A 14902-nucleotide genomic window follows, 5' to 3' on the forward strand; every position below is an offset into this window, starting at 1 on the left:
AAAGGCTTAGTGCTGATTGCAGAATTTACAAAAAATAAAATTATGCTGTTAGAAAAAATAATTTCAATTTCTGGAAAGCCAGGACTTTACAAATTAGTTTCTCAATTAAGAAACGGATTCATCATTGAAGATGTTACCAACAAGAAAAAAGTTAGCATTGGAAATTCAAGCCAGGTAAGTTTATTGGATAATATTGCAATGTTTACATTTGATAAAGAAGTTCCTTTGTTCGAAGTTTTTGAAAATGTTGCAAAAAACAACGACTATAAGGAGACTATTTCTCACAAATCTTCTGATTCGGAATTGAAGGACTTTATGTTGAGCTCTCTTCCTAACTATGATACAGAAAGAGTATATGCTTCTGATATTAAGAAATTGGCGCAATGGTACAACATTCTTCACAAAGCTGGATATATTACTCCGGATAGCTTTGTAAAAGCAGAACCTGAAACTCTGGAAGGTGAACCTGCCGAAGAAATAAGCATTGAAAAAGAAACAAAAAAAGCGGCTCCAAAAGCTGAAAAGCCTGCTGCTCCAAAAGTAAAAGCTACTTCAGCAGCAAAATCAGCTCCTAAAAGTACACATACTAAAAAAGGATAATTCATTTATTGAATTTTATAAATAAAGCCTTGTTAAGAATTTTCTTAACAAGGCTTTTTGTTTAGAAGATAGTAGTCGGAGGTCTATTTCTCTTCATTACCAATTTTTGTTCCCAACATTAATTCTTAAACCTCAGAAAACTAAAAAAAACGCTAACTCTACACTCTCAATTTCTCACTCTTAACTTTCAATTTCCAATTTTTTACTTTTCCCAAAATAACCCTTACATTTGTATAAGATTGAATGGCCAATTACTTATGAATACGAAACAGGAAAAATTAGAAGCTTTCGGAAGGCTTCTTGATATTATGGATGATTTGCGTGAAAAATGTCCATGGGATCAGAAGCAGACCTTAGAATCCCTTCGCCACCTTACTCTTGAAGAAACCTATGAGCTTTCAGATGCTATTTTACAGGACGATTTACAGGAAATAAAGAAAGAACTGGGTGATGTTCTGCTTCATTTGGTTTTTTACTCTAAAATAGGCTCTGAAAAGGGAAGTTTTGATATTGCTGATGTTATTAACTCACTTAATGAAAAGCTGATCTTCCGTCATCCTCATATTTATGGTGATACCAAGGTGAAAGATGAAGAAGAAGTGAAACAGAATTGGGAAAAACTAAAATTGAAAGAAGGCAATACATCTATTTTAGGAGGGGTTCCGAAAAGTCTGCCTAGTTTGGTAAAAGCTTTTAGAATCCAGGATAAAGTAAAAGGTATTGGTTTTGAATTTCATGATGCAGAAGATGCCTGGAAAAAAGTGGATGAAGAGATTCGGGAGTTTCATGAAGAAACAGATCCTGATAAGAAAGAACTGGAGCTGGGAGACGTTTTTTTCTCATTGATTAACTATGCAAGAATTTCGGGAATCAATCCGGATTCAGCATTGGAAAGAACCAATCTGAAGTTTATTTCAAGATTCCAGCAAATGGAAAAACTTGCCAGTGAGAAGAATTTGAATCTTGCAGATATGTCTCTGGAAGAAATGGATGTTTTTTGGGAAAAAGCCAAACAGCTTTCATAAATCTTACTTGGAATGATTAATGCTTTTTATTCTCAGTTTAAAAAAATAAAATATGTTACGTTTTCTTATTTTACCCGCTTTGTTTTTGTTGAGTTGTAATCCAAAAGCCCAAAAGTCATCCGCTGAAAACGATGAACTTAAAGTACAGTATTCTTTGCCTAAAAAGCTAAAGGAAGTTTCCGGAATGACTTTATCCAAAGATAAAAAGACAACCTGGGTAATTGAAGACAGAGGGAATAAAAATGCGGTATACGGGCTTAATGAGAAAGGAGAAATGATTGCTAAAGTACCCGTTATAAACGCTGAAAATACAGATTGGGAAGATATTATATCAGATACCGAGGGAAATATTTATATTGGAGATTTTGGGAATAATGATAATGACAGACAAGACCTTGCTATTTTAAAAACAGATCTTAAAAATAGTGACCAGACAAGTACAAAAGTGGTTCAGACTACAAAGTTTCATTATCAGGGGCAGACAGAGTTTCCGCCAAAGAAATCTAATTTATTATATGACTGTGAAGCCTTTGTAGAAATGAACGGAAATTTCTATCTCTTTACCAAAAACAGGAGTAAAGGATTTGACGGAACTTTTCTGGTATTCAAAGTTCCCAATACAGAAGGAAATTTTGAAGCTAAATTAATAGGAAGGTTAAAACTTCAGGGTGGCTATAATGATGCAGCTATTACATCAGCAACAATCAACAGTACAAAAGATAAAATAGTATTGCTGACGCACAAAAATGTACATGTTCTTACCGGATTTACGGCTGATAATTTCAGTGCTGCAAAGATTCAGAAAATTCCATTACATCATAATTCTCAGAAGGAAGCTATTGTTTTTTTTGATGATAAAACATTAATGATTGCTGATGAGAAGACTAAAGGAGAAGGAGGAAACGTATATACATTTCCGTTCTAGAGCCTCTATTCTTATCAGGCAGTCAATGGACTTATAATTAAAATCACCAAGATCAGATATTATTATACTTTTCACTTTGAGAATGAAAATAAATCAAAATCCACAGAAAAATATCTGTGGATTTTTTTGAAAATATAATTAAAGTGATTAAAGTTAAAGTTTTAAGGCGTAAGATATGATATGTGAATATTACCACTTGATAACCTAAAGTTTTGGGTATACCGGCAGCGTATTCTGAAAGTTTCACCAGTATTAAAGAAATTGATAGAGGATAGATTATGATTTAGTCCTGTAGTACGCTCCCCATGTCCTGTAGATATACCCGCAAGGGTTGTTACTGCCGGAGCTACTTTTTGTATATAGGAATTCGCAGTTCCCGCTGTCTGTCCGTTTCCATTCAGGTTGAGGTCATAGGTATCATAAGGGACAATATTATAAAACCCTGGCTTTACTACTGTGAAAAGTCCTGTGCTTGAATTATAAGTAAGATAAGCTGTGTCAATCTTATTGGTTACATTAAAGATATAGGTTTGTGAGTAATTTTCATGGGTATTAACCGGGGTGTTGTGTGTACCGGTGTAGCTTCCGTTAGCAGGGCTTATATTTGTTTTATTTCCTACATAAACCACCTTTAAGAAGTTCTCAGACTCAATAGTTTTCCATACAGGTGTATTTCCGGTTCCGTTTGACATTAAAAATTCTCCTTTATTCCCGGAATTTCCTGCTGTTCTGGCATCGCCGCCTACATTCAGGTCTTTCACTATCTGAAGCGAGCCGTTAACGTGTAAAGTGTTTTGGGGAGTAGGAGTTTTTATCCCTACTTGGGCGTTAGAATTTACAAACATAACAAATAATGCCATGTATAATAGCTTGTTTTTCATTCAATTGTTGGTTTTTTGTTTTGTGGGAACAAATATAAACTGTTTTTAAAATGTGCTTTTTTTAAAGAATTGATAAGAATATTAAGCTATGGGTAGATTTGGACTATATTGCTGAAAATATGGCCTTTAAATAAAAGCCATATTTATATTATTGATAAGAAATGTGAGTTGAAAATTAGAATTATTAAATTTTATTTATATTGACTTTTTTTATAAAAATCAATTCGTACTGCTTTAATAATTTGATTTACAGTTGTTTATTTTTCATTTCACGTAATAACTCTGATTGAAAAAGTTAGAGTTAATTTCATTTGTGTTGCATCAGCAAATTTTAGAACTTCATTCCTACTCCTGCAGAGATTCTTCCTCCATCTGAACCATAGAAATAATTCAGCCTTGCCGATATCATTTCTACAATACTTAGCCAGAATCCTCCTCCTACAGACTGATGCCATTTTCTGGAATCTTCGCCATCATCCCAAACTCTGCCGACATCATAGCCTATAAGGATTCCCATATTCGCAGGAGCAATATTGTTCCTGATTCTTCCAAAATCCCATCGGACCTCAGAATTATTGATAAAATAGGACCTTCCGGAGAATCTCTCATTTCTGAATGCTCTCATTCCGTTATTGCCACCAATAGCGGCAGCCTGATAGAATTCAAAGTTGTTATTATTGATCCACATGACATTGCTGGAATTGGCGAATACAAAAATTCCTTTTTTGTCAATTCTGTGATCAATTGCTAATTTCCCTTTCAATGTCAGAAAGTTCTTGTTAAAGTCGGAAAGGGTAGCTTTCCAGTCAGCATTCAGCATGAATTCCATTCCCAGCGTAGGGAAGGCTGTGTTATCTGCATTTTTATAACCGAATGTATAATTGGCTCCTGCAAATTGCTGGCTGTTGAATACCTCAGGTCTTACATCGGGAGACTGATTGATGAAGCGTCCGTCTTTTCTCTGTACTTTATTGTCTTCAAAAGTAAGCTGAATCTGATGACTAAGATTCATCCAGCTTTTTTTCGTGATCGAAGGTGAAAAATTGAACTTGGAAATTCTTGCTCTGTTGTATTCTCTTTCCGTATTTTCTTTATCATACTCGCTCTCATTGGAAAGACCGAAGAAATTTTGTGAAAATCTTGGAGTGGTATAAAAGGCATCCAGATTGATATCCCAACCTGAAATTGCTTTTTTGAAAACACCTTTATAGGTAAGACTGAATCCTGCAGTAGCGGTATAAAAATTAGCTTTTAAGCTGTGTTTTTGGGTATAAGGATCACGAATGAAATTATTGACTGTATAATTGGCCAGAACCCCTACGATAACGCCATCATCCGGGTTGTAATCCAGATTTGGATAGCCTGCCACAGAATTATACTTTGGATGTTTGTAATTGTAGCTGTTGATATCATAGTCATTGGTAATATTTTTGGTGGCATTGCCCGATTTATAGGTGTTTTTCTGAGATTCAAAATCGTAAATTTTTACTTTTCTTCCATCTGCAACATTGTATACATCGTGATTGTATCCTCCAATCAGTCTGATGTTCATTTTAGGTCTTCCGGTTCCTATGACTTCGTAAATATCATCATCTTCCAAGCCGTAGATCCATAATTCTTTTGTTTTTGAATCATGATAGGTTTTTTCAAAGACAAGTTCATTTTTATCTTTATTCTTTCCCAGATTATATTGCTGTACCAATACAGAATGACCATTTTTAGTGATGACAAATCTATCAGGATTTACCGTTCCTGCCAGAGGAACTTTTTTCTGAAGAACATCATAATATTGAGAGGCATACCCTTGTAGTTTGGTTTTTCGTATTTTAAGCTTTCTCTGGATATCTGCAATGGTTTCATCCTGTACTTCTTTCGGAAGATTATGAAAAGCATCATCAATATCCATATCTGTAAGATGTTCCTGAATATATTTAGCCTGTGCTTCCCATTCTTCCTGAGTAGAATTTTTCAGAAAAACAAGGTCCATAGGATAAGGTTCCATAGCCAGCCATTTGACACTGCTGATATCTTCGGTAAAGGTTTTCATATGACGGATTGCCGGAACATTCATAATGAGTTTAAAGGCAGCACCGTCATACTTACTGAAAGCCTGATCCCTGTCTTTCGGGATAGGTTTATAGACGATCTTACCCCCAACTTCATATTCTGCCCATTTCCACTGATCAGAATGTCTGTCCCAGTCACCAATAAGCATATCAAATAAGCGGGCCCTGATGTAAGATTCTTTATCTACAGAATATTTATAGTTTTTGGTAAGGTTTTTTAAAACGTCATCAGTTGAAACAATATCTTTAGCATTGTCAAGTGAAGCCAATGTTGTAGGATCTGATGAAAAACGTTCTTCAATCATGTACATTTCATCACCATAGTTTTCATTATACCTGCCTAAGGCCTGTTGCCTCGGGATATAATAGAGTTTCGGATTACTGTGGAAAATATTCAGCTTTTCTGCCATATTTCCAATGGTAAAAGGTGTAAACGGATGATTGGTGGTATAGAAGTCCAATAAAAATTTTTCAGGGAAAGTATCCGAAAGTTCTTCTCCTAAGGTACTTTTTGTAAAAGCCATATTATTGAGAAAACGGATTGCACTTTTCTTTACCCCGCGCATTACAAACTCTTGTCCGTTGGTTGCTTTTAATCTTAAACTGTTGGATTGATTTCCTCCTCCTTCTCTGAATGGTTTATAACCACCGTTCAGCTCAGAGAGATTGGCCGTAGGTGCTTCTATAGGGATCCCGTAATATTTTCTGTAATGTTCACCCCAAAGCCATCTGTAAAACCCTCTCTTTTCAGTAAGAGCCACAGGATAAATGGTTGAAGAGAATGTTGGCGGAAAAGTATTGGGAAAGTTATTCACAAATACATCCGGTTTTGAAATTACAGAAATTTGGGTGAGTTTTTGTGCCTGAGCATTTTTTGTAGAAAAATATTCAATATCCGTACTCTGGTCTTTTCTGATATTTAAAATGGCAAAACCACTGCCACCGTAAGAAAAGTCTGTGTTTTCCACAATAGTAGACGGATCAACTTTAGAGCCGGCTCCGCTGATGATCTGTCTGATATTTCCATCTTCGTGGTACTGAAGATTATGATCATGCCCGGAAACGAAAATAATATTGTCCTTATCCTGAACAATACTTTTCAGTCTGTTAGCCAGATCTGCATAGTGCTGATTGTTGAGATCTGCAGGGCTTGCTCCCGAAGAACTTCTTAAGATATTGATCAGACTAGCAACACCGGGAACAGGGATTTTACTGTTGAGTGGATAAAGATGTGATTTTGCAGAGGTGAATCCCGCATGGGTTCCGCTGCTGATAACAGGATGGTGTAATGCTACAATAATTCTCTTCCCCTGGTTTTTAATGATGAGATCTTTAAACTCAGTGAAAAAATCTTCACGGGTTTTGATATTACAGTTCTTATTGATTCCGGGATAATTATCCCAGTTGGCAATAACCCATTCTGTATCAATGGCAATTAATTTTATATCTTTAGTGATGTTAATATCATCAATGGGGCATCCGTTTTTAGGAAGAAAAGCTTTCTTATCGTCGAAATATTTTTTGACAATACCTTCCTGAGTATTGAGTCCTTCCAGTCCATTATACCAGTCATGATTTCCTGGGATCACTAATGTTTTCCCTTTGAAATTTTTGGTTATATCAAGCTGATTTTCCAGTTTCTGTTTTGCAGAGGCATAGTCTTTATCACCTTTTTCAGGCATTCCGTTAGGGTAAATATTATCACCCAGAAAGATCAGCATAGAATTACTGTCGGCGGAATCCAGTTTGTTTTTTAATAAATTTAAAGTCTTCTGTGCCTGAGGTTCATCTGCATTACCGGCATCTCCGATCAGAAAAAGTTTAAAATCAGTTTCAGATTTTATGTCGGAATCTTTTACTTCATATAAGTTTTTGCCCTTTTGTACGTTATATGTAGCGCAGGAGTAAAGTGCTCCGGCAGATAATACTGTTCTAAGAACAATAGAAGTATTTTTTAGATGAGTTTTAAAGGATAAATTCATAAATTTACATTAACAAAAATTCAGGAATGAGCATTCTACACAAAGCTAAAAATTATGTTGAAATCTTATTCAAAGATAAGTTATCTTCGGTATATTTTTATCATAATTTTATCCATACTGCCTATACTGTTAATAAGGCAGAGGAAATCATGAAAAATACTCCTGTTTCGGAAGAGGATCAGGAGAAGGTACTTGTAGCATTATGGTTTCATGATACAGGTTATATAGAATGTGCTCAGAATCACGAAGAGAGGAGTGTAGAGGTGATGAGGGACTTTTTGCAGAGTGAAAACTATCCTGAAAGCTATATTGCAGATGTTGAAAAGCTGATCCTGGCAACAAAAATTACGTATGTACCTCAGACTTTACTTGAAAAAATTGTAAAAGATGCAGATTTCAGTCATTTTGCCGGACACGATTATAATGATATTTCCGATGCTTTAAGAAAAGAGTGGGAATTGACCAATTTCAGATGCTTTTCTAATGATGAGTGGAATGCCGGTAATCTTGATATGCTGAAAAATAAGCATACCTTTTATACCGACTATGCCAAGGAAAACTGGGAGCCTTTAAAAAAGAAAAATATCAAGAAGATTGAAAAGAAACTTGGTAAAGAAAAGGAAGAAGAGAAAAAAGATAATTCTGAAGGAAAAAAAGATAAAGAAAAATCAGATAGAAGTGTAGATACGCTTTTCAGAGTAACCCTTAATAATCATACAAGGCTTAGTGATATTGCGGACAGCAAAGCAAATATCCTGTTATCTGTAAATGCGATTATTATTTCGGTTTGTCTTTCTGTACTGGTTCCCAAATTAGATGCCCCGAAAAACTCACATCTTATCCTCCCAAGTTTTATACTTTTACTTTCAAGTGTACTTACAATTATATTTGCAATCCTGTCTACAAAGCCGAATGTGACTAAAACAACGTTTACCGCACAGGATATTGTGAACAGAAAAGTAAACTTATTATTCTTTGGAAATTTTCAGCAGATGCTGTTTGAAGATTATCACAATGCCATGAAGGATCTGATCAAAGACAGAGATTATATTTACGATTCTATGGTGAAGGACTTATACTATCTTGGAAAGGTTCTTGAGAGAAAATATAAGCTTTTATCAATTACGTATAAGATCTTTATGGCAGGAATTATTATTTCTGTACTGTCTTTCGGGGTTGCGTTTCTGAGTCTTTAAATAGACAGGCTCAGATTAATTATCCATGGTATTTTGGCTGATTGAAACTCTCAGTGCCAGCAATCCTGTAATTCCCTGTAGGTCTTCGACCTTTAAGAACTCAACATTATGCTGCAGAATATCTTTTTTCTGCAGTTTGGAAATATAATCCAGGTATTCTTTCTGGTTCTCCATTCCGAAATAGACAATGGTAATTTTTCCAGGAGCGGTGATCCGTTCTGAGGAATCCTTGATATGTGCTTTGTCGAGACGTTTTTTTATGATTTCATAATAAGAATTATAAGCGCCGTCTACATCGAAGCGCTTTTCATCCATTCTGAAGCGGATATCTATTTTTTCATTGTATACAAAGATCAGCGAGGCAATCTCCATCTGAACCGGCAGATCAAGTTTGAAAGACTGAAATTCCTGTTCCATTTTGCAGATGGTTTTCAGCTGCCAGTATCTCAATTTGTGCACTACTTTTGAAGTGTAATGCATATCCGGAGCAATGGACTGCCCAATGTAAAGGTTATGCTCAACACCATCAGACTTAAACCGTTCGTAATAATGAGGGAAAATCTCCTGGGCCTTGATCTGGCTTTCATCAAGCATATCAGCAAACTTCCTGTTAAGAAGGGTGATAGAATCGTCCAGATTTTTTCTGTGGCTGTAAAACAGAGCAGTCTGAGGCAGAATCTGTGAGAAATAGTCTTTAATTTTTGCTTTTATTTCTCTGGAGGTTCTTACTTCCAGTTTTCCCTGTAAGAAGGGATGAACTTCCTCCCGCAGTAATCTTTGAAAACGCTGTTCTGTATCAGCCTTAATCTCATTGTTCAGCTCATTTTGAAAAATATCCAGTGCCAGCTGAAATTTTTCAAAATCAGAGTTGGTAAGCTTTAAAATAGCACTAAGTGAATCAATCTGCTGATTGAGATCTTTAAGCATAAGATTAAAACGCTTCTCTGATGAGGAACGGATATCTGAAACTCCAAATAACGGAGTAAGGTTTTTAAAGGTTATCTGCTTTAAAGTATGTATTTTTCTTGCAAGAGATGCTGTGAAATATTTCTCAGCTTCATTTCTGAATTTCCATACAACACTGTCATGGATGGTGGTATATTCCCGCTGTATAATGGCTTCAATCTGGTAATTTTTCTCAAAGTAAAATCTACTGAGAGAGAAAAGAATCATATCGGTGAAGAACTCCATTTTTTTGAGTTTTAACCCATTGAAACTGCCTACAATAGGAGATGTAAACTCCATAATGGCAAGCAGCTCATTATCCTTCATGATGGGAATGACCATAAAGCTATTGATGTTATTATCCTTTAAAATACTGAAGGAAGGAAGATTTCTTACATTCTCATCCAGATTATTGACATTGGAAACGACAATTGATTTTGAATTGTGGCTTAAATTATTGAAAGTCGTTTTACGGGTCTCTTCATCAAAAGTATTGATCCAGAAATCAAGAATATGATTGGTAAGAAGGCTTTCATAAATTGGAAGTTTGTCAAGTTTCTGCTCTTTCTTATTGAAAGTCATAAGCCCAAAGTTGAGCTGTGAAACATCAAAGTAAGATTTGAAAATTTCGGTCAGGTCTTCATTGGGATTTAAATTTTCAGGATCGATCTCTATCATACTTGATTTAAGATCAGACAATGCCACTTCAGAAGTACAGTCTACCAGTGAAATAATTGTAAACCCTTTCAGAATCCAGGATTGAGAAGGAAAATATTTTTTCCAGAGTTTAAAATCATCCAGATTTTCCAAAAGCATATCCAGAATTTCATCTGATGGAATTTTTGCATCTTCGGTGGGGAAAATTTCAGTAAAATCTGAGTTTACCGTAATTTTATAATGCTTCATGATCCCCAGTTTATTTGGGATATCATAATAAAAGGGTATCGTACTTTTGATATCTTTCTTGAAGTAGCTCTGAAGAATCAGACAGCAGCAGAAAACATAAAATTCATTGTCTGTAATATTTCTAAGCTCTATTTCAAAGTCTTTTCCTGCATCTTTAAGAATATCTTTAAATCTTTCGGTATAGTTGAACGTAATATTGGAAAGGGGAATACTTGCCGCTTTTATTTCATTTTTGGTGAGTCCTGTAGGAAATAGATCAGCAAGAAGTACTCTGATGAGGTCTTCATTTTTTTCCAGAAGCTTGATATCCTGAAATCCTTCTTTAAGCTCTTTGAAGTTTCGGGTACTGTCAATCAGAGACTCGGCGTAGTTCACCCTATATTCCAGGCGGTCATTATATCGGATATGCTCCAGCACATCCAAATATTTGTTGAACGATATATAAACCTGAAAAGGAGAGTCTTTTTTATAAAGATTGGCCAAGAGCTGAAATTTATAGTAAAGTTATGAAAAAAGGAGAATATTGATAAGGCGGAAATTTGATTTTATTGTATATTATTTAGATATCTCTTGAATTATAATATGGCTTATATTGAAATTTGTTGTTGTTTTTTGGAAAGAGTGATGCCAGTATTAGCGATTAATAAATTCTATGGCTTTTTGGATAAGAGGATCTTCTCCATTTCTTATGGATTGTAGAGTCTGTTTAGCTTGAAGATCAATAGCAATACCCGTTCTTTGGGTTCCTTTTCCATTAGGATAATAGACTCCCAATCCACTTATATAAGTACCCATGCCACCCGGAAGTTGTATATATGACAAATCTCCGTCCGCACCTGCTGTCTGAGAGCCGATAACTGCAGATTTCGGAGCGGTACGCAATGCCATAACGATAAATTCTGATGCACTTTGTGTAGTTTCATCCACTAAAATAGCCAACTTACCTTTGTAATAATTGCTATTTCTTTTGCCAATTTTTGAGTTTTCGCTTATCTGAAATTTTCCCGGATGCTGTAAGGATGTGGCCTTAAACTGTGCAAATTCTTTGGAATCGGGAAAGAAATAATCAGAAATAATAAAGGTCGAAAATTCTTTGGGGTAACATCGTAGATCTATAATAATTCCTTTTTTATTCATAAATTTTTTCATGACAGTATGAATTTCGTCTTTCCTGATAACTTCAGGGTAAATATAGCCGATATTATGATCTATCTCTTTGTGAGCAGGGATGTTCTTTCTTACAGTAAATGTTTCATATGGAACTGTTTCTACAGTGGTGGTTTCAACTTTCCCGTTAGTTTTTTTAATCGTAAGAGTAATCTTGTTGTCGTTGGTGCGTACTATTTTGGCGCTCATATTCCGGAGCAGGGCAGGTCTGTTGGATGCCGCTTCATATTTGGATTTTTCTGTCAGAAGGTCGCCGACTTTTTTGTGATCAACTTCTGTAATGATATCTCCAACCATAAGAGCAGAAGTCTTTTTTTGGTTATCAATGTAAGTGACAACAAGCTGGTCATCAATGAATCTAGCCCCCAAAGGTGCCGTATTGGTTCCATAAAATTCCTCAAGAGTACTCCTGAAATCGGAATTAAAAGCGTGCGAATCATTAATCTCTTTTATAAGTTGTAATAAGGCCAGTTTATAGGTTAGTTCATCTTTGGTCTGAACCAATTTTGGGATATATTCTTTTAAAACACTGTCCCAATCTTTTCCTATAATGTCCTTATATGGAAAAAAATAATTGATACTGTTCCAGTAACGGAAAAGAGCAAGCAGCTTCATCCCATCATCATCCCATTGCATACGGTTGTAAGATTCTTCATTTTTAAAGATCGGGTTCCCTGCATCTGGAACAAAATCTATATAATAATTTTCTTTACTGCCTGCATTGACACCTCCGCTGAAGGATCTGCTCCAACTGTATAAAAGGCTGTCAAAATTTTTTGAATGGATATTGGGAAGAAAACGGAATAGCTCATAATCCCAGTTAATATTTCCTTTTGCAGCTTCCGGACTGTGATATTTCAGATAGCCCCAGATTTTCCCTAACTGATAAAGATTATCAATCTGCCGGTTATTCAGACGATCTATCCTGAATCGGGAATCAAGGAAAAATTCATCAGGAGATTGATAAAGTTCCTGAGCGGTTTGAAAGATCTTTTCAATGTTTTTTCCGTCAATGTAAATTTTAAAAGTATCAAGCAATACTTTTCCTTTTCCCTTGAGGAAGCCTCCAATCAAAATTTTACCTGATTTTTTTGTTAGTGGCAGGGTGATGGTGTATTTTTTCCAGTCTGTAGTTCCGCGGATATATTCAGCTTTTACATCTTTCGATTCAAGGTGAACTTCTTCATTTTCTTGAAGACTGATAAAAAGTCCTGCGTTATTTTTTACTCCTTCTGTTTTAACATATCCTTCCAGAGTTACATTTTCTCCCTGAAATGTATTAATCATAATATAAGCAATACCACCCAAGTGATCTGCTGTATCAGATTCAATCACCGCAGATTTTTCCCCGGAATGAAATAGTCGCGAATCTGTTTTTACAATATTATTTCCCCAGGCAAACCATCCGTCTGGTAATTTATGATTATTTGTTTTTGATTCAAATCCTAAGTTATAATCTTTACTGTGCTGAGAATTGCAGCTGACCGATATTAAAGCAAATGTAATGATGAGAAAAAGCTTTTTCATGGTAATAAAAAAAAGAGGATGGATGTATAAATTTAACATCAATTAGAATGTCCAATTTATACAGGGGTTATTTGGTTTGTTTTTTCAAATATAGGTTTTTGTTTTTTTATATTATCCAGAGGTACATGAATACATCAACTATTTATAATAAAAAAGACACAACTGGAAAGTTGTGTCTTTTTATATATTGGAATTCAGATTTTATAGTCCGAACATTCTTGCAAACAGATCCGGGAAGATCCCCAGGATGATAATCAAAGCAATTACAATTACTGCAACGATATTGTAAGTAAGAGTAACTTTCTCTGATGATTTGAATGTTGATTCTTTAAAGAAGAACATTGCAATAATTAATCTTAAATAGTAAGCTATTGATAAGGCAGAACCTAAAACGGCTACCAATACTAAGAAAGCTGCACCGTTCATGGCTTGGGAGAATAAAGCAAATTTCCCCATGAAACCAGCTGTCAGCGGAACTCCTGCCATTGAAAGCATAGAGATTGCTGCTACTGTTGCCAATAAAGGTTCAGTTTTTGCCAATCCTTTGAAAGCTCCAAAAGAAGTTTCTCTCTTTAATTTTTCTACCCAGATAAGGCACATGAAAACTCCTACTGTAGATAAAGAATAAGCAAATAAATAAAATGCTAAGTTATAAGTAGAAAGGCTTGTCATTCCGAAGAATACCAATCCGATATATCCAGCGTGAGAAACTGAAGAGTAAGCCAACATTCTTTTTGCATTGGTCTGAGCAAGCCCCATAACGTTTGCCAAAAGCAATGTAATGATTAAGAATACTCCTAAAACATTAATCCATTCATGAGTAACTCCTGCAAAACCAATTGTCATTAATCTGAACAGTGCAAAGAATCCGGAGATTTTTACTACACTCGCCATAAAAGCAGTGATCAATGAAGGAGAACCTGCATATACATCAGGGCTCCACATATGGAACGGTGCTAAAGCTACCTTGAAAGCTAATGCACAAAGGATCAATAATACTCCTAAGATAAACATTACATTAGAAGCATTTGCAACTCCAAAGTCATGAATTTTATAGAGATCAAAGCTTCCGGTACTTCCATAGATGAACGCAATACCAAACAGTAAGAAACCTGTTGCGAATGCACCCATTAAGAAATATTTGATCGAAGCTTCGTTTGATCTTAAATCAGTTTTGTTGGCACCTGCCATTACATATAATGGGATAGAAAGGATTTCAACTCCCAGGAATAATGTTACCAGGTTCTGATATCCGAAAAGGGTGATCCCACCACATAATGCAAATAGCATCAATGCATATAATTCTGACTGGTGGCTTCTGTGATTGCTGAATGCGAAACCTCCCAGAAAGAATAACAATAATGTTGTTACAATTGATATTTTAGTGAATAATGCAGCATTGGCACTGTATTCATACATATGCTTGTAATGATCAAAGAATGAACACTCAGGCATAAAACTTACGTACAATGCGATGATTAATCCTAAAATTCCAATGTATCTTGCGAATTTTCCCTGTTCAAAAACTCCTGAAAATAACGCAATAACTGCCGTTAGGAAAACAATAATTAAAACACTCATAATATAGATTTGAGATGTGAGATTTTAAAATTGAAAGTTTTAAAGTTGAAAACTGAAAGCTTGCGATGATGGTAAACCATTTCCTTAAAGTCTTTGTTTTT

Annotated in this window: 9 protein-coding genes; 4 read left to right on the plus strand and 5 right to left on the minus strand. The window is 35.3% G+C overall.

All coding sequences use genetic code 11. The features are described 5' to 3' along the window. Positions 1–42: 42 nt before the first annotated feature. The 3 genes from LF887_RS03250 (at position 43) to LF887_RS03260 (ending at position 2550) form a co-directional block, all read left to right on the plus strand. Positions 43–600: a DUF5606 domain-containing protein gene (locus tag LF887_RS03250; RefSeq protein WP_236857390.1), complete on the plus strand. Its 558-nt coding sequence runs from the start codon at positions 43–45 to the stop codon at positions 598–600. 257 nt (positions 601–857) lie between these two features. Next, positions 858–1625, plus strand: coding sequence for a nucleoside triphosphate pyrophosphohydrolase (mazG, locus tag LF887_RS03255; RefSeq protein WP_236857391.1), 768 nt, complete (start codon positions 858–860; stop codon positions 1623–1625). A gap of 52 nt (positions 1626–1677) precedes the next feature. Then, the gene (locus LF887_RS03260) at positions 1678–2550 is read left to right on the plus strand and encodes a hypothetical protein (RefSeq protein ID WP_236857392.1); all 873 of its coding nucleotides are present in this window, start codon (positions 1678–1680) and stop codon (positions 2548–2550) included. A gap of 161 nt (positions 2551–2711) precedes the next feature. Here the strand turns inward: LF887_RS03260 and LF887_RS03265 are convergent, their stop codons facing one another. After that, the gene (locus tag LF887_RS03265) at positions 2712–3431 is read right to left on the minus strand and encodes a hypothetical protein (RefSeq protein WP_236857393.1); all 720 of its coding nucleotides are present in this window, start codon (positions 3429–3431) and stop codon (positions 2712–2714) included. Positions 3432–3762: 331 nt separating this feature from the next. Beyond that, a complete protein-coding gene (locus tag LF887_RS03270; protein WP_236857394.1) occupies positions 3763–7479 on the minus strand; it encodes a metallophosphoesterase in 3717 nt (1238 codons plus the stop codon). Positions 7480–7505: 26 nt separating this feature from the next. On the opposite strand from LF887_RS03270, the gene LF887_RS03275 reads away from it, so the two are divergent. Further along, complete coding sequence (locus tag LF887_RS03275; protein WP_236857395.1) at positions 7506–8675, plus strand: Pycsar system effector family protein; 1170 nt, start codon at positions 7506–7508, stop codon at positions 8673–8675. 15 nt (positions 8676–8690) lie between these two features. Here the strand turns inward: LF887_RS03275 and LF887_RS03280 are convergent, their stop codons facing one another. From LF887_RS03280 to LF887_RS03290, 3 genes are all read right to left on the minus strand, one after another. Continuing rightward, positions 8691–11009 (minus strand): GAF domain-containing protein, encoded by a 2319-nt coding sequence (locus LF887_RS03280; protein WP_236857396.1) that lies wholly within the window; start codon positions 11007–11009, stop codon positions 8691–8693. A gap of 150 nt (positions 11010–11159) precedes the next feature. Beyond that, positions 11160–13220: a S41 family peptidase gene (locus LF887_RS03285; RefSeq protein ID WP_236857397.1), complete on the minus strand. Its 2061-nt coding sequence runs from the start codon at positions 13218–13220 to the stop codon at positions 11160–11162. Positions 13221–13421: 201 nt separating this feature from the next. Further along, entirely contained in the window at positions 13422–14801 is a 1380-nt protein-coding gene (locus tag LF887_RS03290; RefSeq protein ID WP_236857398.1) for an NADH-quinone oxidoreductase subunit N, read from the minus strand. Positions 14802–14902 lie beyond the last annotated feature (101 nt).

It is taken from the genome of Chryseobacterium sp. MEBOG06 (assembly GCF_021869765.1).
Lineage (GTDB): Bacteria > Bacteroidota > Bacteroidia > Flavobacteriales > Weeksellaceae > Chryseobacterium.

What these genes read in the sequence shown, in the direction of transcription:
- LF887_RS03250 (WP_236857390.1), top strand. Translation starts at nt 43, where the DNA reads ATGCTGTTAGAAAAAATAATTTCAATTTCTGGAAAGCCAGGACTTTAC.
- mazG (WP_236857391.1), top strand. Translation starts at nt 858, where the DNA reads ATGAATACGAAACAGGAAAAATTAGAAGCTTTCGGAAGGCTTCTTGAT.
- LF887_RS03260 (WP_236857392.1), top strand. Translation starts at nt 1,678, where the DNA reads ATGTTACGTTTTCTTATTTTACCCGCTTTGTTTTTGTTGAGTTGTAAT.
- LF887_RS03265 (WP_236857393.1), bottom strand. Translation starts at nt 3,431, where the DNA reads ATGAAAAACAAGCTATTATACATGGCATTATTTGTTATGTTTGTAAAT.
- LF887_RS03270 (WP_236857394.1), bottom strand. Translation starts at nt 7,479, where the DNA reads ATGAATTTATCCTTTAAAACTCATCTAAAAAATACTTCTATTGTTCTT.
- LF887_RS03275 (WP_236857395.1), top strand. Translation starts at nt 7,506, where the DNA reads ATGAGCATTCTACACAAAGCTAAAAATTATGTTGAAATCTTATTCAAA.
- LF887_RS03285 (WP_236857397.1), bottom strand. Translation starts at nt 13,220, where the DNA reads ATGAAAAAGCTTTTTCTCATCATTACATTTGCTTTAATATCGGTCAGC.
- LF887_RS03290 (WP_236857398.1), bottom strand. Translation starts at nt 14,801, where the DNA reads ATGAGTGTTTTAATTATTGTTTTCCTAACGGCAGTTATTGCGTTATTT.